The organism is Bacillus sp. B25(2016b), from assembly GCF_001679765.1.
Classification (GTDB): Bacteria; Bacillota; Bacilli; order Bacillales; family Bacillaceae_G; genus Bacillus_A; species Bacillus_A thuringiensis_K.
Window position 1 is genome coordinate 1331384 of the sequence record NZ_CP016285.1, and the last position, 20836, is coordinate 1352219.

Consider the following 20836-nt stretch of genomic DNA (forward strand, 5'->3'; position numbering starts at 1 on the left):
AAAAAGAGTGGTGGGAGACAATAAAACAGAATTTCTATGTATGATAATTATTGTACGCAGAAAGAATCGCGTGATAATACGGAGGTTATAATGCGAAAATTATTATGTTTTATAGCATGCAGTAGTGTTGTACTTTTTACTTCACCGAGTGTGTCGGTAGCCCAATATGATCCACCTCTTATGGAAGATGCACTTTATTCTGTTTTATTTCCAAAAATAAATAAAGCAATTGAAAAACAATATGGAAGTTTGAAACCTTATCAATGTCCTAAAATTATTAGTTTAAAAAAAGTGTATAGCGGTACATATTTATTTCAAGCAAGTATTGAAGTGACAAAGTATGAACGTGTTGCTGGGAAAATTGCTCCACCATTTGAGAAGGTAACGATTACATTTAATAACGAAGAAGGCGAATGGGAAGTGACAAAGATTTCAGTAAAGCGCTTACCAAACGATACCAAACTAAACTGTAAAAAAACAATATAAAAAATTGTTTGACAAATAAAATGGTCCTTTGGTATTGTTAATAGCAACAATTAGATGTTTGAAAATTAAATAGACTTACCTCATCTACTCTCAAAGGTAGAGGCCGCGATAGGAAAGAGTAAGCTATGGGAGATTTAATGGAATCTGTGATCATAGGTTGAAAGGGACTATTGCCGAAATATAAGAATAACCATATTATTCATATATTGGGACTGCATTGAATAAATGTAGTACTGTCATAAGATTTATTTTATGGAGAGCTATTTGGAGATGTTGATGCGGTTTCTTATTTTGAGAAGATAACAACTCGTTTATTTTTTCAATATATATTTTTCCTAATAAGAAACGCGTGTGAACATTGTTCCGCGCGTTTTTTGTCTATCTAAAAGCGTGCTGCAATGAATAGAAGATTGGGGTTATGAGTTTTAGAGGAAATAAGGGAGGAATTTAAATGTATTTACACGGCACAAGCCGAATTAATGGGCAAGGACACTTAGAAATTGGAGGGTGCGATACGACGCAGCTAGCAAAGCAATACGGAACACCACTTTATGTATACGATGAAGAGTCTATTCGAGGAAAATGCCGAGCGTTTCATCGTGCTTTTAAAGAAAGTGGTTTCTCTTATCAAGTAGCATATGCAAGCAAGGCGTTCTTGTGCATGGAGATGTGCCGATTAGCTCGTGAAGAGGATATGTCATTAGACGTTGTTTCTGGGGGAGAATTATATACTGCGCTCCAAGCAGGATTTCCGGCATCACGTATTCATTTTCATGGAAATAATAAAACAGAAGAAGAAATAGTGATGGCTCTTCAGGCGAATATCGGTTGTTTTGTCGTAGATAATTTCTTTGAATTAGAAGTTTTACACGATTTAGCGATGCAACATGGGAAATTTGTGAACATATTAATTCGTGTAACGCCTGGAGTAGAGGCGCACACACATGAATATATTACAACAGGTCAGGATGATTCGAAATTTGGATTTGGTGTTTCAAATGGTCAAGCAATGCAGGCAATTGGATTTGCTTTACAAAAATCCAATTATAATGTGCTAGGGATCCATTCACATATTGGGTCGCAAATATTTGAAACAGCTGGTTTTGTTCGAGCAATTGAAGTTCTTCGCCAATTTTTAGAAGAAGTGAGAGAGCAAACAAACTATGTAGTAAAAGTGTTAAATGTAGGCGGGGGATTTGGAATACGTTACACAGAGTCAGATACACCATTAACTCTTGAGACATATGTGCGAGCTGTAACAAGTGCAGTGAGGGAACAATTTACTGTATGTGAATATCCATTGCCAGAAATATGGATTGAACCAGGCCGTAGCATTGTAGGTGATGCTGGGACAACAATTTATACAGTTGGATCTGTGAAAGATATTCCTGGTATTCGGAAATATGTATCAGTCGATGGTGGAATGACAGATAATTTAAGACCTGCTTTATATAGTGCGCGTTATGAAGCGATGTTAGCGAATCGAGGGAATGATGAGAATGAGGAACTCGTTTCGATTGCTGGGAAATGCTGTGAGAGTGGAGATATGTTGATTTGGGATATTCATTTACCAAAAGTCGCTTCTGCTGATTTACTAGCAGTTTCCTGTACAGGAGCCTACGGGTATTCGATGGCGAATAATTACAATCGGATTCGAAGACCAGCCGTTGTCTTTGCAAAAGGCGGAACATCGCAAGTAGTTGTGGAACGCGAAACATATGAAAATATTATTGGGAACGATCGCATACGTATTAAAGAGCTTGTCTAAATAGGAAAAGGAGTTGTTCGAATGGGCAATTCCTTTTTTATAAAATAAAATAATTAAAATATATCGGAAAACTAGGATTGAAAAAAATCAGAATTGTGATAAAATACAAATACAAAGCTTATCAAGAGAAGCGGAGGGAACTGGCCCGAAGAAGCTCGGCAACCTGCTTATAGAAAGCAAGGTGCTAAATCCAGCAAAATGGGATCCATTTTGAAAGATAAGGTAAAATATATTACCGAACAGTCTTTTCGAAATGGGAAAGATTTTTTTTATGAATAAAAAGGGGGGGCTGTTCGCGTGAGTTTACGGGAACATTTTGATGAAGTATCCGAGAAGATTGAAGCGATGCTTGCTGATATGAAATATGGTTCAATTACAATTGTTGTGCAAGATGGAAAAGTAATTCAGTTAGAGAAAAGTGAAAAAGTACGTTTAAAGTGAAAAGCGCTGACTAGAAAAACTAGAGGCGGTTTTAACCTATTTTCATTAGGTTAAAACCGTCTTTTTGCTTTTACAGGGGGAAAAAACATGTTGACGTATGAAACGTGGGAAGAAAATGTTGTTTCGTTTTCGGAAGAAGATGAAACAAAAGGCGCGTTATCAGTATTAAATTGGGCTTATAAAGAATATAAAGATGAGGTTGTCTACGCATGTAGCTTTGGGGTGGAAGGTATGGTATTGCTGCACATTATAAACCAAGTAAATCCATCTGCTAAAGTTGTATTTTTGGATACAAATGTTCATTTTCAAGAAACGTATGAATTAATTCAAAAAGTGCGGGAACGATTTCCTTCATTGAATATTATAGAAAAACAGCCAGAACTTACACTTGATGAACAGGCGAAGTTGCATGGTGAAAAACTGTGGGAGAGCAATCCGAATCTTTGTTGTAAGATTAGAAAAATTTTACCTTTAGAAAAATCATTAGTCGTGGAAAAAGCATGGATATCGGGCTTAAGAAGGGAACAATCAGAAACACGTAAGCATACAAAGTTTATAAATCAAGATCATCGTTTTCAATCTATTAAAGTTTGTCCACTCATTCATTGGACGTGGAAAGAAGTTTGGCGATATGTATACAAACATAGCTTGCCGTATAACCCGTTGCATGATGTTGGCTATCCAAGTATTGGGTGTGAGAAATGTACGTTACCTGTAGGGGATGGTGGCGATTCAAGAGATGGTAGATGGGCTGGAAAAGTGAAAACTGAATGTGGTCTTCATTACCAATAAGATGAATCTTGAAATAAATCTAAGAGAGGATATAGAAAAATGAGCATAGTAAACGAATTAGTAAACCGTATATATGAGACATATGACGTATCACAAATTGAAAAAGAAATTAAATTAGACAATATTGCGTTAAGTGATTTAGAACTATTGGCGATAGGTGGATATAGCCCCCTTACTGGTTTTTTAGGGAAGGAAGATTATGATTCAGTTGTAGAAACGCTTCGTTTAGCAAATGGTAGTGTGTGGAGTATACCGATTACATTACCGGTAACAGAAAAAGTCGCAGAAAGCCTGAAGACTGGAGAGGAAGTAAAGCTTGTCAACAACGGAAAGATATACGGTGTCATTCAAATAGAAGATATTTTTGTACCAGATAAAGAAAAAGAAGCGTTACTTGTATATAAAACAACGGATGAGGCTCATCCAGGAGTGAAAAAATTATATGAACGACCAAACGTTTACGTTGGAGGAACTATTATTCTAACAAAACGCTTTGAAAATAATCAATTTCCTTCTTATCATTTAGACCCAATTGAAACGAGGGAAGCATTTAAAAAACGTGGGTGGAAAACAGTGGTCGGATTTCAAACGAGAAACCCGGTACATCGTGCCCATGAGTATATTCAAAAATCTGCTCTTGAAATTGTAGATGGTCTCTTTTTAAATCCGCTCGTCGGAGAAACGAAATCGGATGATATTCCTGCTGATGTAAGAATGGAAAGCTATGAAGTACTTCTTCAAAACTATTATCCGAAAAATCGTGTCTTTTTAAGTGTATTTCCTGCTGCCATGCGTTACGCAGGACCAAGGGAAGCGATATTTCATGCGTTAGTAAGAAAGAATTTTGGATGTACCCACTTTATAGTAGGGCGTGATCATGCTGGAGTAGGAGATTATTACGGAACGTATGAAGCGCAAGAAATCTTCACAAATTTTACGATAGAAGAGTTAGGAATTACACCACTATTCTTTGAACATAGTTTTTACTGCACGAAATGTGAAGCGATGGCTTCAACGAAAACATGTCCGCACGGAAAAGAAGATCATGTTATTTTATCGGGTACGAAAGTAAGAGAATTATTAAGAAACGGTGAGATTCCGCCAAGTACATTTAGTCGTAAAGAAGTAGTGGAAGTGCTAATTAAAGGTTTGAAAAAAGAAGTAGTAACAGAATAGGGAGAGAACGAGATGGATACGAATATTACTTGGCACACAGCTTCGGTTTCAAAAGATGAGAGAAGAGTGAAGAATGGACATCATAGTTTTGTAATTTGGTTTACTGGTTTATCAGCTTCGGGTAAATCTACAGTAGCGAATGCGGTCGCTCGTAAACTTTTTGAAAAGAATATTGGAAATTATGTGCTGGATGGGGATAACATTCGCCACGGTTTAAATAAAGACTTAGGATTTTCTGAAAGTGATCGCATGGAAAATATAAGACGTATTGGCGAAGTGGCAAAGTTATTTGTAGATCAAGGAGCAGTTGTCCTTACAGCATTTATTTCACCATTTCGAGTAGACCGCAAACAAGTAAGAGATTTATTAGAGGCAGATGAATTTATTGAAATTTTTGTGAAGTGTCCGATTGAACAGTGTGAGAAACGTGATCCGAAAGGACTTTATAAAAAGGCAAGGAAAGGTGATATTAAGGATTTCACAGGTATTGATTCGCCTTATGAAGAGCCAGAGCAAGCGGAATTAATTGTAGAAACGCACAAATATTCTATTGAAGAATGTGCAGAACAAATCGTGAAGTACTTACAAGAGCGTAGTTTTATATAGGGGGATAAACAATGAGTTATGAAAAAGTATGGGCTAACAATGAAAAATTAAATCAGACCGAGAAAAATAAATTAGAAAAAGATGGCTTAGAAATTTTCAATGATATTCCTTACTATGCGGAAAATGGTTTCAAATCTATTCCGAAAGAAGAGTGGGATGCCTTTAAATGGGCAGGCTTGTATTTACAAAGACCGAAAGAAGCTGGTTATTTTATGATGCGGGTAAATATTCCGTCGGGGATTATTACAAATGCACAGGCAGAAGTACTTGCTTCTATCGCTGAAGATTATGGACGTGATGTAATAGATATTACGACGAGACAGGCGATTCAGTTTCACTGGTTAGAAATTCAGCAAATTCCAGATATTTTTAAAAGATTAGCAAGAGTTGGGTTATCTTCAGCGGGGGCTTGTGGTGATATAACGCGGAATATTACAGGTAATCCGCTTGCTGGCATTGATGCAAATGAACTATTCGATACAACGCATATTGTAAAAGAAGTATATGATTACTTCCAACATAATGAAGAGTTTTCTAACTTGCCACGCAAATTTAAAATGTCTATTAGTTCTAATATTTATAATTCAGCAAACGCAGAAATTAACTGTGTTGCATTTACGCCTGCAACGAAAGAAATAGATGGTGAGAAAAAAGTTGGTTTTCATATAAAAGTAGGTGGAGGATTATCAGCTCGACCGTATTTAGCTGATGAATTAGATGTATTCGTTTTACCAGAAGAAGTGAAGGCGTTGGCGATTGCAATTGCTACTATATTCCGTGATTTTGGATATCGTGAAAAACGTCATTTAGCTCGGTTGAAATTTCTTGTTGCGGACTGGGGAGCAGAGAAATTTAAAGAGAAACTAATAGAGTATACAGGGCCTTTACAAAGTAAAGGGGAAAGTGCACTCAAAGGATGGAATGCAGGCTATTTTTATGGTGTTCAAGACCAAAAACAAAAGGGATTAAAATATGTAGGTTTTAATGTACCGGTAGGTCGTTTACATGCAGAAGAAATGTTTGAGATTGCAAGAATTGCAAAGCGATATGGAAATGGACAAATTCGTACATGTAACTCGCAAAACTTCATTATTCCGAACGTTCCTCCGGAAAATGTAAAAGGATTACTTAGTGAACCGCTGTTTGAAGCGATATCTGCTAGCCCGAAATCATTTATTGGTCATGCGGTTTCATGTACCGGTATTGAATATTGTAATCTTGCACTAGTAGAAACGAAAGAAAGATTAAGAAAAATTGCAGAATACTTAGATACACAAATTGCACTCGATGTTCCAGTTCGAATTCATATGGTAGGCTGCCCGAATTCATGTGGTCAACGTCAAATTGCTGACATTGGGTTACAAGGGGTGAAAATGAAAACGAAGGAAAAAGGCATTGTTGAAGCGTTTGAAATATACGTAGGTGGAACATTGTTAGATGGCGGTGCCTACAATCAAAAGTTAAAAGGAAAAATAGATGGCGAGGATCTACCTGATGTACTCGCATCATTTATAAGTTATTTCAAAGAGAACAAATTACCAGCCGAAACATTTTATGATTTTGTAGGTCGTGTTGGTGTAGATACATTACAAATAGCGTTAAATAACGTGTTAGAAGAAGTAATAGCGTCTTAGGAGGGGCAATATGGATTTATATCGATTTGAAGCGGTATTAGTGAGTAGCATTGTTCCAATTGTTGTTGTTGCTGAAAGTGAAGAACAGGCATTTAAGATGGCGGAGATGGAGCTTGAAAAACATTTTTTACCGTTACCAGAGGTAAAGGAGATTGCTTTATTTGAAAAAAAGAAGATTCGAAAAAGCGCGGCCTTTGTTATTCATGAGTAAGGAACATTGAAATATGAAGAAATGAAAACTTCCATTCATATATAAGGATGGAAGTTTCACTTTAATAGTAGAAATGAGGAGAGATGATGGGGAAGGTTTATATTGTTGGAGCGGGTCCTGGTGATCCAGATTTAATTACTGTTAAAGGATTGAAATGTATTGAGAAGGCAGATGTTATTTTATACGACCGTCTTGTGAATAAAGAGCTGCTTTCACACGCAAAGCCTGACGCGGATTTGATTTATTGCGGGAAACTCCCGAATTATCACACGATGAAGCAAGAAACAATTAATATATTTCTTATTAAGTATGCGAAAAAAGGAAAAGTTGTAACAAGGCTTAAGGGCGGCGATCCATTTGTGTTTGGTAGAGGGGGAGAAGAAGCCGAAGCATTAGCAAAGCAAGGTGTACCATTTGAAATCGTCCCAGGTATTTCGTCTGGAATAGCCGCACCTGCTTATGCTGGTATTCCAGTGACGCACCGTGATGCAAGTGCAAGTTTTGCTATTGTGACTGGGCATAGGAAAGAAGGTGCTGAAGAAGAAGTGAAATGGGAAAGTTTAGCGAAAGGTGTAGAGACTTTAGCGGTATATATGGGGGTTAGTAATTTGCTCTACATATGTGAGCAACTTATGAAGCATGGAAAAGATAAAAGTACGCCAGCTGCTATTATTGAGCAGGGGACGACGTCTATGCAGCGCACAGTTGTTGGAACGTTAGGGACAATTGTAGATGTTGCGAAAAAAGAGCAAATTCAAAATCCGAGCATGATTGTAATTGGAGAAGTTGTCCGTTTTAGAGAAAAAATTCATTGGTTTGAGAAGCAGACAGAAAATGCTTATCAAGTAAGTGGAGTGTTGTAAAATGAAAGCCGTTTTATATATATGTCATGGAAGTCGTTTGAAGACAGCGAAAGAAGAGGCGATTCAATTTATTACATCGTGTATGAGCCGTATAGAAGCGACTATTCAAGAAGTTTGTTTTTTAGAGTTAGCGAATCCTTCTATTGAAGATGGTTTTCGTACATGTGTGAAGCGTGGGGCCACAGAGATTATTGCTATCCCTGTTTTTTTATTAGCGGCAGGTCATGTGAAGAAAGATATTCCGTTTGAATTGGTAAAGCTCAATAATCAATATCCGAATGTTAAAGTGACTTATGGTAATCCGTTTGGTGTATCAGAAACACTTGTTAAATCGGTGTATAGCGGAAGTGGCATCGAACAGGAAGATAAAAATGAAGTGACGTTACTTCTCGTTGCAAGAGGGAGCAGTGATCCTGAAGTATTAAGAGATATAAACTGGATTGCTTCTTTATTTCAAACAAAAGAGAAGGTTAAAAAAGTAGAAGTTTGTTATTTAGCGGCTGCAGAGCCAAAATTTGAGGAGAAGTTAAAGGAAGTTGTAGAACGAAAAGAAAAGAATATCGTTGTACTGCCTTACTTGTTATTTACAGGTTTACTTATGAAACATATTGAGAAAGAAGTGCGCCAATATGAATGGGAAGAGATAAAAATCAGTCCATATTTAGGGAAGAATGAAGCGTTTCAAGATATGTTAATTCAGAAAACGACGGAGTTATTGAAAGGAGATCAGTATGTATCCACTTACAGTGCGAGTTAATGAGAAACGCGTTGTTGTTATTGGTGGGGGAAAAGTTGCAGGATTTAAAATTATTCCTTTACTCAAACAAGGTGCGGATATAGTTGTGATCAGTCCAGAATTAGATGCGAATTTAGTAAAACTTGTGGAAGAAAAGAAAATTCGTTGGTATCAAAGAAAATATGAAAAAAGTGATATTAAAAGTGCTTTTTTAGTTGTTGCAGCAAGTAGTGATTCGATATTAAATGAACAAGTTGCTGAAGATGCCGCCGAGAATCAATTAGTAAATGTTATTACAAATCCGGAAAGTGGTAATGTTCATTTTCCGGCAGCGATTCATCGTGGTTTGCTTAATATAGCAGTTTCTACTGGGGGAGCGAGCCCGAAGTTTGCAAAAAAAATTCGAGATGAGATTGCAAATAAATATGATGAGACATATGAATCGTATTTAGATTTTTTATATGAAGTAAGGGTGAAGTTAAAAGATTTACAGTTAGAAAAGAGGGAACGAAATATATTGCTCCAAGAAGTGTTGAAATCAGTATATGTGCAAAACGAGGGGAAAAGAGAAAGTTTTTTACGAGAATTAGAGGAAAAGGTTTTAAAATAATAAAAGATAAAGTGCGCTTTACAAATATAAAAATATAATTTATAATCACAAGTAACTTCAATAGATGAAATCGATGAGCAAGAAGAGTACGTATATTTGATGCGTTCAGAGAGCTGGGGTTAGGTGGGAGCCCGGTACGATAAAATATACAGAATGGGCTTGCGAGAGGTATGTTGAACATTGTAGTAGGCAACCCGGGTTCCGCCGTTAAAAGGATAGAGTATCGGAATTATTCCTGTACTTGAACAAGTGGGATTTATCAATCCAATTGAGGTGGTACCACGGTATTTACATTACATATATCGTCCTCTACATGCATATTTGCGTGTAGGGGACTTTTTTATTTTCTAAAGGAGGTGTGCGAGTATGAAATGAAAGTGTATAATTAACAAAAGTTTAAATATTCAGAAAAGGAGAATTTATGATGAAAGAAACACAGCAATGGACGTCGAAAATCGGCTTTGTACTCGCAGCAGCCGGAGCCGCAGTAGGTCTTGGTGCGATATGGAAATTTCCATATGTTGCAGGTAATGGCGGGGGAGGCGCATTCTTCCTTGTATTTTTACTATTAACTTTATTTATAGGTATGCCTCTTCTAATAGCGGAGTTTGTTATTGGACGTAGCACGCAAAAAGAGGCGGTTACAGCTTATAAAGTACTAGTGCCAAATAGCAAATTATATCCTTGGATTGGTCGTATGGGAGTTGTTACTTGTTTTAGTGTACTATCTTTTTATAGTGTTGTAGGTGGATGGATTTTACTTTATTTATATTATAGTGTGACAGGAAGTTTCTGGAATGGAGTAGCTGATTATGGACAATTGTTCGGTGAAACGATTTCCAATCCATTAAGTGCGATTGGAGCGCAATTTATCTTTATGCTTTGTACGATTTTTGTTGTCAGTAAAGGTGTAGAGAAAGGTATAGAAAAGGCAAGTAAGTACATGATGCCGCTATTATTTATTTTATTTATTGCGATTATTGTTCGTGCGTTAACACTCGATGGTGCTTTTGCTGGAGTAGAGTTCTTCTTAAAGCCAGATTTTTCAAAGCTTACAGCAGATACGATTTTATATGCGATGGGACAATCTTTCTTCTCGCTAACAGTAGGTGCCTCAGTAATGGTAACGTATAGTTCGTATTTAAAGAAAGAGGAACATTTAGCGAAATCAGCAACATCTATTGTAAGTTTAACTGTTTTTGTTACAGTACTTGCAGGATTAGCGATTTTCCCGGCGATTTTCGCATTAGGAGTTAAACCGACTGAAGGACCAGGATTACTGTTTATCGTCCTTCCAGCAGTATTTGCAAAAATACCATTTGGTCAATTTTTCTTTATTATGTTTTTAATTTTATTCTTCTTTGCGACTTTAACATCAGCAATTTCAATGCTTGAAATAGTAGTAGCATCTGTTGCGAAAGGTAATGAGAAGAAGCGTCCATCAGCATCATTATTAATTGGTATTCTTATTTTTGCAGTCGGTATTCCATCAGCGTTATCATTTGGGATTATGAGTGACGTGAAAATATTTGGGAAAACATTCTTTGATTTAGTCGACTTTTCAGTAAGTAACGTATTGCTACCGTTAGGGGTACTAGCTATTTCATTATTTGTACCAAATAAAATGAGTAAAGAATTGTTGATGAAAGAATTAGAAGTGACGGAAACGAAAGGGGAAACGTTATTTAACATTTGGTTCTTCTTACTTCGTTATGTTATTCCGATAACTGTAATAATTGTATTTTTAAATGCGATAGGTGTATTTAAAATGTTTGCATAAAAAAAGGCGGGGAGCTCCCGTCTTTTTTATGTTGTTGAATGTAATAGATGATTATATGCTTTATAGGCTGTGGTGACTGCGAGGAATGAACCGATTAAAAATAAAACTGAGCCGCCAAATGTAAATATCCGGCTGATATATGTCGCTCTAGCTTCTTCTATTTTTTGTTGTAATTGCGTATTCATATGGATCACCTCGTAAACTAGAGGCATTTAGTTATAGTCTATGTAGAATGCCTATATTGTGTGAAGTATAAATAAAAAAACCTCGGTAGGCACCGAGGTTTTTATAATCCGATATAAGGAGATGGGTCAACTGCGTTTGTCTTGCCGACATTCCATTCTCCAAGATGGAGTTCGAAGTGTAAATGTTGTCCGTATGATTGGCCCGTATTCCCCATAAATCCAAGCTGATCGCCTTGTTTTACAGTTTGTCCATTCGATACAGAACGGCTATTCATATGAGCATATACTGTCGTATATGTTTTTCCGTTTATACGGTGAGATAAATACACTACGTTTCCGTAACTAGATGATAATTCTGAGCGAATAACAACGCCATCTGCAGCAGCGATAATTGGAACCGTTCCCGAAGCAGCGATGTCAATTCCTTTATGGTTATCTAAAGAACGTACACCAAATCCGGAAGTTTTTGATCCGGCTGCTGGTTTGATAAAGCCACCGATATTTGTATCATGTGGTGTTGGGGCTGCTTGAGCTTTTTGAGCAGATTTAGTAGCTTGTTGCTTGCGAGCCTCTTCTGCCTGGCGAGCTTCTTCCGCTTTACGAGCTTCTTCGGCACGTTTTTCTTCTTCAATTGCTCTTTGAACAGCTTGACGTTGATTTTCTAAAATGCCTTTGGATTCTTCTAATCCTTCAATCTCTGAATCTACTTTTGCTACTTTCGTATGTAGATCGTTAATAAGGGTTTGTTGCTGTTGTTGGTTATTTTGTAATTCTTGCTGTTTTTGTTCTAGTTTTTGTTCAGATTCTTTCAGTTGTTGTTCTTTTTTCTCAACAGCTTCTTTTTCTGTTGTTACAGCATTTTGATCAGATGTTTGTTTTTTTACAATATCTGTATCGTTGTTTAATATTAAACTTACGGAGTACATATTATCAACAAGATCAGCAATGTTTGTAGAGTTTGTTAATACTTCTGTAATGATATTTGTACGTGGTTTTTCTTGCATAGATTGTAATCGTTGTTTAATAACTTCCTGACGTGTATCTATGTTTGTTTGTAATTGTTCTATATGTTTCTTTTTATCAGTAATTACTTGTTGCGTTTTGCTAATTTCCTTTTTTGTATCGTTTAATTCAGCCTCATTTTTATTAATAGAAGTAGTTAATTCATCGATTTTCTTCTGTAATTCTTGAATTTCTTTTTCTATTTGTTCTTTCTCGACTGATTTATTTTGTAAGTCACTTTGTTTGCCTTCTAATTCAGATTGAATATTAGATAATTTATCTTGATTCGTTTCAGCGTATACGGGTGAAAGTAACGGGGAAGCAAAAATCGTTCCTGCTGCTAAAACACTAAACGCTGCAAATTTCTTTTTCATTGTTGTCTGACTCCTTTCCCTATGAATGTTATATATCATAAGAAGAAGGGTGTCTATCGTTGTAATCATAATGTAAAGAAAAATTTATAAAATTGCTAAGTTTTGTCGGAATTTATCATTTTTCAACTGTAATTGTCATAGTGCTTACATTTTATTCATATGTGTAACAAAGGTATATTTTGGGATTTATCTGTAAAATAAAGGAGGGAAGTAATCGTTTTTATGAGATGAGATATTGCTTGGAAAGCTAATAAAACACTAGTGAGGAATCGTTCTCATGTTAGGTTTTCTGACATGGGTCTGCTTTTTGTCAAGAAAATTATTTGTGTTCGGGCAAAGTTATTTTGTTGTCAGATTTAAATTTTTGATTTATGATTTTTAACAGGGACAAAATGTAGTGAATTGTCGAATAATATGTAATACTCTTAATTTCAAGTTTTATAGAGATAGAATGAGAGATAGAGTGACACATCGAAGAGGGGGTTACAACAAATATGAAAAGAATAGGACTTGCATGGCAAATATTAATAGGACTTGCACTTGGTATTGCGGTTGGGGCGATTTTCTTTGATAATCCAGCTGTTGTGAAGTACTTACAACCAATTGGTGATATTTTCATCCGATTAATTAAAATGATCGTTGTACCGATTGTTGTAGCAAGCATTGTTGTTGGGGTTGCTGGTGTTGGCGATGTTAAAAAACTAGGTCGACTAGGCGGAAAAACAATTATTTACTTTGAAATTATTACAACAATTGCAATTATTGTTGGTCTATTAATAGCGAATATTTTCCAACCAGGAAAAGGCGTAAATATGGAGCAGTTAACAAAGACAGATATTTCGAAATATACACATACGACAGAGCAAGTACAAAGTCATTCATTTGCAGATACATTTGTAAATATTGTTCCAACGAACATTATGAAGTCATTAGCTGACGGAGATATGCTTGCTATTATCTTCTTCTCTGTACTATTTGGTTTAGGTGTAGCGGCAATTGGTGAAAGAGGAAGACCAGTTCTTCAATTTTTCCAAGGTGTAGCTGACGCAATGTTTTACGTAACAAACCAAGTTATGAAATTTGCACCATTTGGTGTGTTTGCACTAATTGGTGTTACAGTTTCTACATTTGGTCTTGCTTCATTAATTCCATTAGGGAAATTACTAATTGTCGTATATGGAGCAATGATTTTCTTCGTAGTAGTTGTCTTAGGACTTACAGCGAAAATATTTGGAATTAATATTTTCCAATTCTTTAAGATTTTAAAAGACGAGCTGATTTTAGCGTATTCTACAGCAAGCTCAGAAACAGTTTTACCAAAAATCATGGAGAAAATGGAGAAATTCGGTTGTCCGAAAGCAATTACATCTTTCGTTATTCCGACAGGTTATTCATTTAACTTAGATGGATCAACTTTATATCAAGCAATTGCGGCTATTTTCTTAGCGCAAATGTACGGTATTGATTTATCTATTACACAACAAATTACATTATTGCTTGTATTAATGGTTACATCAAAAGGTATCGCAGGTGTACCGGGCGTATCATTCGTTGTATTATTAGCGACACTTGGTACAGTAGGTATTCCACCTGAAGGCTTAGCGTTCATTGCTGGTATTGACCGTATTTTAGATATGGCTCGTACAGCAGTTAACGTTGTAGGAAACTCTTTAGCAGCTGTAGTTATGTCTAAGTGGGAAGGTCAATATGACGCTGAAAAAGGACAAGCTTATTTAAAAGAGATTTCTGAAAAGGGTCAAGCGGCTTAATTATAATATGAACAAGCTCTCACATAATATGTGGGAGCTTTTCTGTATATAGAAGAGGAGCAGACATAATGAAACGTAAATATGGTGACGGTTCTTCATGGAAGAGGCTAATAGAGAAGGGTTATACGGTTAAGCAAGTGGAAGAGGGGATGCTCGGAATACTGGATATAAAAAAGGTGAGGAAGCCTAGTTGTAAAGAATATGATGGTGAAGAACTTTGTATTGCAGCGGATCAGTATATGTGGATTCAATATTTCATAGACGGGAAAAACTTTGCGATTACCGCTATGTTAGATGATCAGAAAAAATTAGTGCAATATTATATCGATGTGGCGAAAGAATATAAAATAGACGATCGTGGTTTACCTTATTTTGATGATTTATATTTAGATGTAGTATTATTATCTAGCGGTAAGGTGTATGTATTAGATGAAGAGGAGCTAGAGGATGCTTATAAAAGTGGCGATGTCACGAAGGAAGAGTATGAGTTAGCTTGGTACACTACGAAATGGATATTAGCTGCAATAAAAAATAGTGAATTTTATTGGATTTCAATATTAGAAGAAGAAATCGAAAAGTTAAAATGATTGTTGTATTCACATTTTTGTATAATTACCAAAAAAATCTATACAAAAAACAATTGACTTTTGTTTTGTAAGCGAGTAAAGTTAGGAAAGAAATTATTATTAAAAAATAAATATGAAACCTTCTTATAAAGAGAGGCGGAGGGACTGGCCCTACGATGCCTCGGCAGCGGACTCGATTTCAGAGTGCTGTGCCAAATCCAGCAAGCGTGTGCTTGAAAGATGAGAAGAGCGTTTCTTATAGATGTATAAGACCTCTTCTCATTGGAAGAGGTCTTTTGTTATTCATTAGAAAAAGGTTGAAACTAGGGAGAGATGGTACTTTGAAAGAAACGAGAGGAAATGGTTTAGCTTTATTACCACTTGGGATATTTTTGGCGCTATTTATTGGTTCTGGAATTATTACAGGTGATTTCTATAAATTGCCGATACTTGTAGCGATTTCAATTGCTGTAGGAGTCGCTTTAGTGATGAATCGTAAAGAAAGTTTTAATGTGAAAGTCGAGCGGTTCGCTAAAGGTGCAGGAAATCCGGATATTATGATTATGGTATTAATTTTTGTGCTTGCAGGTGCATTTTCTGAAACTGCTAAAGGAATGGGCGGAGTAGACTCAACTGTTAATTTAGCGTTAACTATTTTACCGCCAGGATTTATCATAGCTGGAATCTTTGTTATTGCTGCGTTTATTTCATTAGCGATGGGAACTTCAATGGGAACAATTGCAGCATTAGCACCGATTGCTGTAGGTATTAGTGGTCAAACTGATATCTCAATTGCGCTTGCGATGGCTACTGTTGTTGGCGGAGCGATGTTTGGTGATAATTTATCATTTATTTCAGATACAACAATCGCAGCTGTTCGTTCACAAGGAACAGAAATGAAAGATAAGTTTAAAACGAACTTTTTAATTGTATTACCAGCAGCTATTATCACAATTGTACTATTAGTAATAGTTACTTCAGGAAGTGATACGCAGGTTAAAGCGCATAGCTTTGATTGGATAAAGATTTTACCGTATGCAGGAGTACTTATTACAGCGCTACTTGGCTGGAATGTACTTATTGTATTAACTGGTGGAACTGTACTATCTGGTGTTATCGGTCTTATAGATGGAAGTTACACGTTAGAAAGTTTCTTTAAAAGTGTAACGACTGGAATGGGCGGTATGATGGAGTTAGTATTACTTGCTATATTAATTGGCGGTATGGTTGAATTAATCCAATATAATGGTGGTATTCAATATTTAATGAATGTATTAACACGTAATATTCGTTCGAAAAAAGGAGCGGAATTTGGTATTGCTGGTTTAGTGAGTATGACAAATATGTGTACAGCGAATAATACGATTTCAATTATCTTTACAGGCCCGCTTGCAAAAAATATTGCAGATCAATATGAAATAGACCCTCGTAAATCAGCGAGTGTATTAGATCTTTTCTCATGTTGTGTGCAAGGATTAATTCCGTACGGTGCCCAAATGTTAACGGCAGCAGGATTTGCAGCGTTATCTCCGGTTGAATTGTTACCATATGCATTTTATCCAATCTTAGTTGGAGTATGTGGGATTGTTTCTATTTTAATTGGGTTTCCAAGGTTTTCGAAAGTAGCTGAGAAAAAAAAGTATCATAAAACAGCTTAATTTAATATGAATGTTAGTAATTAAAAAAACGTGCAGAGAATAGACTCTGCACGTTTTTTTGCGTAAAGGGCTGAATATGACTCGGTCTTAAGTCTGAGTTAAAAACGGTTCTTAAGCTCGTTATGGAAAGATGAAAAAATAGTTAAGATAAGAGTATCAAATCGAAGGGAGGCAAGCACAAGATGAAACAATTTCTAGCGTTTATCGCAGCCGGTATTTTGGCTTTAATTGCTCTTGGTAGTCTTGCTGGTATTGTAGGGTTCGCAATCGGAGCAGGAGTTGTATATTGGAGCTATAAATCATTTGTGCGAGCTAAATCATTTTTTGGAAAGTTAGCTTGGGGTATTGTTGGTTTAATCGGTTTATCCATTGCACTTTCTCATTCGCCAGCATTAATCGGTATCGCTGCTTTAGTGGTTTTATATTACGGATACCGTGAGTGGAAAAAAGAAAAAGATGTAGTTGTTGAATCTGCTCCAGAAAGTTCTAAACCATATAGCAACTTTGAAGATGAGTGGAACAAATTAATGAAAAATTAAAACAATAAATCAAATTATAAATAAAGTAGAAGAGAGGAAGATTTATAATGAAACAATCTTTATTCGGACGTGTACGCGATGCAATTTTAGCTGATTTTCATAACGTGTTAGATGAGAAGGAAAGAAAAAATCCAATTGCGATGTTAAACCAATATTTACGTGATAGTGAGCGCGAAATAACAAAAATTGAGAAGTTAATTGAGCGTCATAAAACATTAAAATCTAACTTTGCTCGTGAGCTTGAGCAAGCGCGTTATTTCGTTAATAAAAGATCAAAGCAAGCCATCATTGCTCAAGAAGCAGGCGAATTACAATTGCATGAACGTGCTTTAGAAGAGGTAGCTTATTATGAAGGGCAAGTAACTCGATTAGAAGAAATGTATGCAGGTGTTGTAGAGCAAATTGATGAGTTAGAGCGTCGTCTTTCTGAAATGAAAAATAAGTTAAAAGAAATGCACGCAAAGCGTATGGAACTAATGGCACGTGAAAATATGGCACATGCAAATCGTCGTATGAATACTGCGATGCATAAAATGGATGAAAATAATCCGTTCTTACGATTTGAAGAAATTGAAGATCACATTCGTGACTTAGAAACTCGTATGAATGAAGAGCATGAGCGTGACACATTTGATATGAAAATTGCAAAACTTGAGCGTGAAATGAAAGAAAAGAATGATATATCGTTAACGAAAGAGTTAACAAAATAATAGTAGTATATTATAAAACAGGCTTATGATATAGTGATAGGAGAAAAGGTGTTGGAAAGCAATGCCTTTTCTTCTATGTATATGTGACAAGAAGGGGGGAGCTGAAATGAAGAAACATTTTTCAAAGACACAATTAATGGGAATGCTCCTCATCATATTTGGATTCGGTCTTTTTCTTGATATGATACTTGGACATTTTGAACCAGGTGGTCTCATTTTTGCATTTATTATGCTTATGTTTGGAAGGCATTATCGTAAAAAGAATCGTTATGTACGGGGAAATGTATTTTTATTTGTTGGTGGTATCGTATTTTTATTTTTCTTATTTTCATCAGCAGCATTTGTTCTTGTCGTATTTGCTTGTTTAGCTTTAATTGGTTATCAATTGATTCAACAAGGACATCAGCAAAAAGCAATGAAGGTTGAAATTAAAGAAAAAGGGATTATAGACGAAGAGAAGCAAATATATCGTACAGAACCATATTTGAAAAATATGTTTGTAGGCAATGTAAGAATGATGGATCATATTTATGAACTTGAGGATATTAATGTTCAATATGGTGCTTGTGATGTGGAAATAGATTTAACAACTGCTATGATTCCAGAAGGGGAAACGGTAATTGTTATTCGGGGTGTCGTTGGTAATATTCGTTTATATGTGCCGTATGATATTGAATTGTCTCTAAATCATTCTGTTATTGTCGGACGTGTGCTCTTGCCAGGTCATGAGGAGACAGGGTTTAACCGCAATGTTACATTTAGAACAGAGCAGTATAAAGAGGCTCCTCGTCGTATAAAAATTATTTCTTCGCTTGTCGTAGGCGATACGGAAGTGAGGAAAGTATAATGAAGAAACAAAAAAATATTTCGTGGATGTATATTCGTTATTCTATGTTGTCCTCAGTTAGTATCGCACTCATTTGTACAATTGTATATGTATGGAAAAGCGAGCAACAAGTATATGATTTATTATGGAAGGAATCCATCGCTTCTGTTCCAATTGGCTTGTTTATTATGACTACAAGTTTACTTATCGGAGGAATTGTAGGATATGCAATCGGTTACTATATAGAGCAGCGTATACAAGGATTAAATACGTTTCTATTTGAAGTAGAGCGAGGGAATTTTCCGAGTGATGTTTCGTTTACTGCAGATGATGAATTTCATGAAGTGGAACGAAAAGTAATCGTTCTGGCTCGCCGATTAGAGGAGCAAGCTGGACTCTTTCAAAAAGTAACGAATGAACGAGCTCATTGGAATGAAGAGATGAGACAAGAAGCAATTTCTCAAGAAAGGCATCGATTGGCGAGGGAGCTGCATGATTCTGTCAGTCAGCAGCTTTTTGCAATGTCGATGATGATGTCGGCTATTAATGAACAAGTAGCTGAATTTCCAGAAACGACGAAAAAGCAGTTGCAACTCGTTGAAAATATGGTCGTAAATGCACAATCAGAAATGAGAGCATTGCTTCTTCATTTACGCCCAGTACAGTTAGAAGGTAAAAAACTAACAGAGGGTATAGAAGAATTATTAACAGAACTGTCTAGAAAGCAACATATGAAAATTGAATGGTTAATTGAACCGATTCAATTAAAAAAAGGTGTAGAAGATCACTTATTCCGTATTGTGCAAGAGGCGCTGTCTAATACTTTACGGCATGCGAAGGCAAAGAAAACGGAAGTGCGCCTTCGAAAAATTGATCAATATGCGATTTTAAAAATCATTGATGACGGCGTTGGGTTTAAAGTAGGGGTTAATAAGGCTGGTTCATATGGTCTAAGATCGATGCAAGAGCGTGTTCATGAAATTGGTGGTACATTAAAAGTGCTTAGTTTTCCAAATAAAGGTACACAGATAGAAGTGAAAGTACCCATTATGATTGAGAGAGGGGGAGAATCATGATAAAAGTATTACTAGTGGATGATCATGAAATGGTTCGAATGGGTGTATCTGCATATTTATCAACGCAGCCAGATATTGAAGTAGTTGGAGAAGCTGAAAATGGAAGAAAAGGTTCAGAGTTAGCTTTGCAATTAAGACCGGATATTATTTTGATGGACCTTGTCATGGACGAGATGGATGGTGTCGAAGCAACACGTGCTATTATTCAAGAATGGCCAGAAGCAAAAATTGTAGTTGTAACAAGTTTTTTAGATGACGAAAAATTGTATCCTGTTATTGAGGCTGGGGCGACCAGTTACTTGTTAAAAACATCAAGAGCAAGTGATATTGCAGATGCTGTACGAGCTACTTATGATGGAGAAACAGTATTAGAGCCGAAAGTTACCGGGAAAATGATGTCCCGTATGCGTCAAAAGAAAGAGCAACCTTTGCATGAGGAGTTAACAGAAAGAGAGTCAGAAATTTTGTTATTAATTGCAGAGGGGAAAAGTAATCAAGAGATTGCAGATGAGTTGTTTATTGCGCTCAAAACAGTAAAGACACATGTGAGTAATATATTGAATAAGCTAAATGTAAGTGATCGGACACAGGCGGTTATTTATGCGTTTAGACATCAATTGACGAAATGATACAGTGAAACTTTAATCAGTGGGGAGCTGTCCTCACTGATTATTAATTTGCACCGAATCTTATTATTGACGTCAATATATGTAAGCGTTATCATTAAGTTGTTAACAGTACATACAAAGGGGAGAATGTATATGTTAGTTCAAACTATATTTGGCATGGATAAGTCTAAAAAATTAGGGGATTATGTGAACGTATTACAAGCGCTTTGTGAACAATATAATGTTGAAACAGATAAAATTGCAATTATTGAGGCGACAGAAGAGTACTATTTATTTTTAATAAAGCAAGAAGATTGCTACGATGTTGTCAAAGTAGAAACAGTGGATACAAATATCGATTATTATACGAGAGCGTATAAAATAAGTAGTTTTAATCATACTGCTTCTCAAATGTAAAAA

The 20836-nt window shown here is 36.0% G+C and carries 23 protein-coding genes, 3 riboswitches and 1 other annotated feature; of the genes, 21 read left to right on the forward strand and 2 right to left on the reverse strand.

From position 1 onward, the window contains the following. Positions 1-90: 90 nt before the first annotated feature. From BAQ53_RS06885 to BAQ53_RS06940, 12 genes are all read left to right on the forward strand, one after another. The gene (locus BAQ53_RS06885) at positions 91-486 is read left to right on the forward strand and encodes a DUF3888 domain-containing protein (protein WP_001228752.1); all 396 of its coding nucleotides are present in this window, start codon (positions 91-93) and stop codon (positions 484-486) included. A gap of 89 nt (positions 487-575) precedes the next feature. Next, positions 576-757: riboswitch (Lysine riboswitch) on the forward strand. 180 nt (positions 758-937) lie between these two features. Next, complete coding sequence (gene lysA / locus BAQ53_RS06890) at positions 938-2254, forward strand: diaminopimelate decarboxylase (RefSeq protein WP_208906652.1); 1317 nt, start codon at positions 938-940, stop codon at positions 2252-2254. A gap of 115 nt (positions 2255-2369) precedes the next feature. Further along, a riboswitch (SAM riboswitch) is annotated at positions 2370-2478 on the forward strand. A gap of 73 nt (positions 2479-2551) precedes the next feature. Further along, positions 2552-2695, forward strand: a complete 144-nt coding sequence (locus tag BAQ53_RS06895) for a YezD family protein (protein WP_000058410.1) — start codon at positions 2552-2554, stop codon at positions 2693-2695. 87 nt (positions 2696-2782) lie between these two features. Further along, positions 2783-3487: a phosphoadenylyl-sulfate reductase gene (locus BAQ53_RS06900; RefSeq protein WP_000959020.1), complete on the forward strand. Its 705-nt coding sequence runs from the start codon at positions 2783-2785 to the stop codon at positions 3485-3487. Between the two features lie 39 nt (positions 3488-3526). After that, a complete protein-coding gene (gene sat / locus BAQ53_RS06905) occupies positions 3527-4663 on the forward strand; it encodes a sulfate adenylyltransferase (protein WP_208906653.1) in 1137 nt (378 codons plus the stop codon). Between the two features lie 12 nt (positions 4664-4675). Then, positions 4676-5269 (forward strand): adenylyl-sulfate kinase, encoded by a 594-nt coding sequence (gene cysC / locus BAQ53_RS06910; RefSeq protein ID WP_000380505.1) that lies wholly within the window; start codon positions 4676-4678, stop codon positions 5267-5269. Between the two features lie 11 nt (positions 5270-5280). Further along, positions 5281-6903 carry a nitrite/sulfite reductase gene (locus tag BAQ53_RS06915; RefSeq protein WP_208906654.1) on the forward strand — a complete coding sequence of 541 codons (1623 nt, stop codon included), beginning with the start codon at positions 5281-5283 and terminating at the stop codon, positions 6901-6903. Positions 6904-6913: 10 nt separating this feature from the next. Further along, the gene (locus tag BAQ53_RS06920; RefSeq protein ID WP_000366922.1) at positions 6914-7114 is read left to right on the forward strand and encodes a DUF3906 family protein; all 201 of its coding nucleotides are present in this window, start codon (positions 6914-6916) and stop codon (positions 7112-7114) included. Between the two features lie 86 nt (positions 7115-7200). Further along, positions 7201-7977 (forward strand): uroporphyrinogen-III C-methyltransferase, encoded by a 777-nt coding sequence (gene cobA / locus BAQ53_RS06925; protein WP_000521254.1) that lies wholly within the window; start codon positions 7201-7203, stop codon positions 7975-7977. A gap of 1 nt (position 7978) precedes the next feature. After that, a complete protein-coding gene (locus BAQ53_RS06930) occupies positions 7979-8734 on the forward strand; it encodes a sirohydrochlorin chelatase (RefSeq protein ID WP_199718202.1) in 756 nt (251 codons plus the stop codon). Further along, positions 8709-9323, forward strand: a complete 615-nt coding sequence (locus tag BAQ53_RS06935; RefSeq protein ID WP_199718200.1) for an NAD(P)-binding protein — start codon at positions 8709-8711, stop codon at positions 9321-9323. Before BAQ53_RS06930 ends, BAQ53_RS06935 begins: the two co-directional genes overlap by 26 nt. A gap of 64 nt (positions 9324-9387) precedes the next feature. Continuing rightward, positions 9388-9636: a binding site (T-box leader), on the forward strand. A gap of 111 nt (positions 9637-9747) precedes the next feature. Beyond that, the gene (locus BAQ53_RS06940; protein WP_000665432.1) at positions 9748-11103 is read left to right on the forward strand and encodes a sodium-dependent transporter; all 1356 of its coding nucleotides are present in this window, start codon (positions 9748-9750) and stop codon (positions 11101-11103) included. A 26-nt stretch (positions 11104-11129) separates the two neighbouring features. On the opposite strand, the gene BAQ53_RS06945 is transcribed toward BAQ53_RS06940, so the two are convergent. After that, positions 11130-11288: a hypothetical protein gene (locus tag BAQ53_RS06945; RefSeq protein WP_001095999.1), complete on the reverse strand. Its 159-nt coding sequence runs from the start codon at positions 11286-11288 to the stop codon at positions 11130-11132. A gap of 101 nt (positions 11289-11389) precedes the next feature. Next, positions 11390-12664 (reverse strand): murein hydrolase activator EnvC family protein, encoded by a 1275-nt coding sequence (locus tag BAQ53_RS06950; protein ID WP_000726084.1) that lies wholly within the window; start codon positions 12662-12664, stop codon positions 11390-11392. A 494-nt stretch (positions 12665-13158) separates the two neighbouring features. Here BAQ53_RS06950 and gltP point away from each other — a divergent pair, with 494 nt between their 5' ends. The 9 genes from gltP (at position 13159) to BAQ53_RS06995 (ending at position 20833) form a co-directional block, all read left to right on the forward strand. Next, on the forward strand, positions 13159-14433 hold the full coding sequence (gene gltP / locus BAQ53_RS06955) for a glutamate/aspartate:proton symporter GltP (protein WP_000821126.1): 1275 nt from the start codon (positions 13159-13161) through the stop codon (positions 14431-14433). Positions 14434-14501: 68 nt separating this feature from the next. Next, entirely contained in the window at positions 14502-15020 is a 519-nt protein-coding gene (locus BAQ53_RS06960; protein ID WP_000824650.1) for a ribonuclease FAU-1 family protein, read from the forward strand. 120 nt (positions 15021-15140) lie between these two features. After that, positions 15141-15246: riboswitch (SAM riboswitch) on the forward strand. A 94-nt stretch (positions 15247-15340) separates the two neighbouring features. Next, positions 15341-16657, forward strand: coding sequence for a Na+/H+ antiporter NhaC family protein (locus BAQ53_RS06965; RefSeq protein ID WP_000665488.1), 1317 nt, complete (start codon positions 15341-15343; stop codon positions 16655-16657). Positions 16658-16839: 182 nt separating this feature from the next. After that, positions 16840-17196, forward strand: a complete 357-nt coding sequence (locus tag BAQ53_RS06970) for a lmo0954 family membrane protein (RefSeq protein ID WP_000808640.1) — start codon at positions 16840-16842, stop codon at positions 17194-17196. Positions 17197-17243: 47 nt separating this feature from the next. Further along, positions 17244-17906: a PspA/IM30 family protein gene (locus BAQ53_RS06975; RefSeq protein WP_000814126.1), complete on the forward strand. Its 663-nt coding sequence runs from the start codon at positions 17244-17246 to the stop codon at positions 17904-17906. A 106-nt stretch (positions 17907-18012) separates the two neighbouring features. Further along, entirely contained in the window at positions 18013-18753 is a 741-nt protein-coding gene (gene liaF / locus BAQ53_RS06980) for a cell wall-active antibiotics response protein LiaF (protein ID WP_000716094.1), read from the forward strand. Beyond that, positions 18753-19808 carry a sensor histidine kinase gene (locus tag BAQ53_RS06985; protein ID WP_000744331.1) on the forward strand — a complete coding sequence of 352 codons (1056 nt, stop codon included), beginning with the start codon at positions 18753-18755 and terminating at the stop codon, positions 19806-19808. The genes liaF and BAQ53_RS06985 overlap by 1 nt, the downstream gene beginning before the upstream one ends. Then, positions 19805-20437, forward strand: a complete 633-nt coding sequence (locus tag BAQ53_RS06990) for a response regulator (RefSeq protein ID WP_000598709.1) — start codon at positions 19805-19807, stop codon at positions 20435-20437. Before BAQ53_RS06985 ends, BAQ53_RS06990 begins: the two co-directional genes overlap by 4 nt. Positions 20438-20494: 57 nt before the next feature. After that, a complete protein-coding gene (locus BAQ53_RS06995) occupies positions 20495-20833 on the forward strand; it encodes a DUF3992 domain-containing protein (protein ID WP_208906938.1) in 339 nt (112 codons plus the stop codon). The last annotated feature ends 3 nt before the right edge of the window (positions 20834-20836 follow it).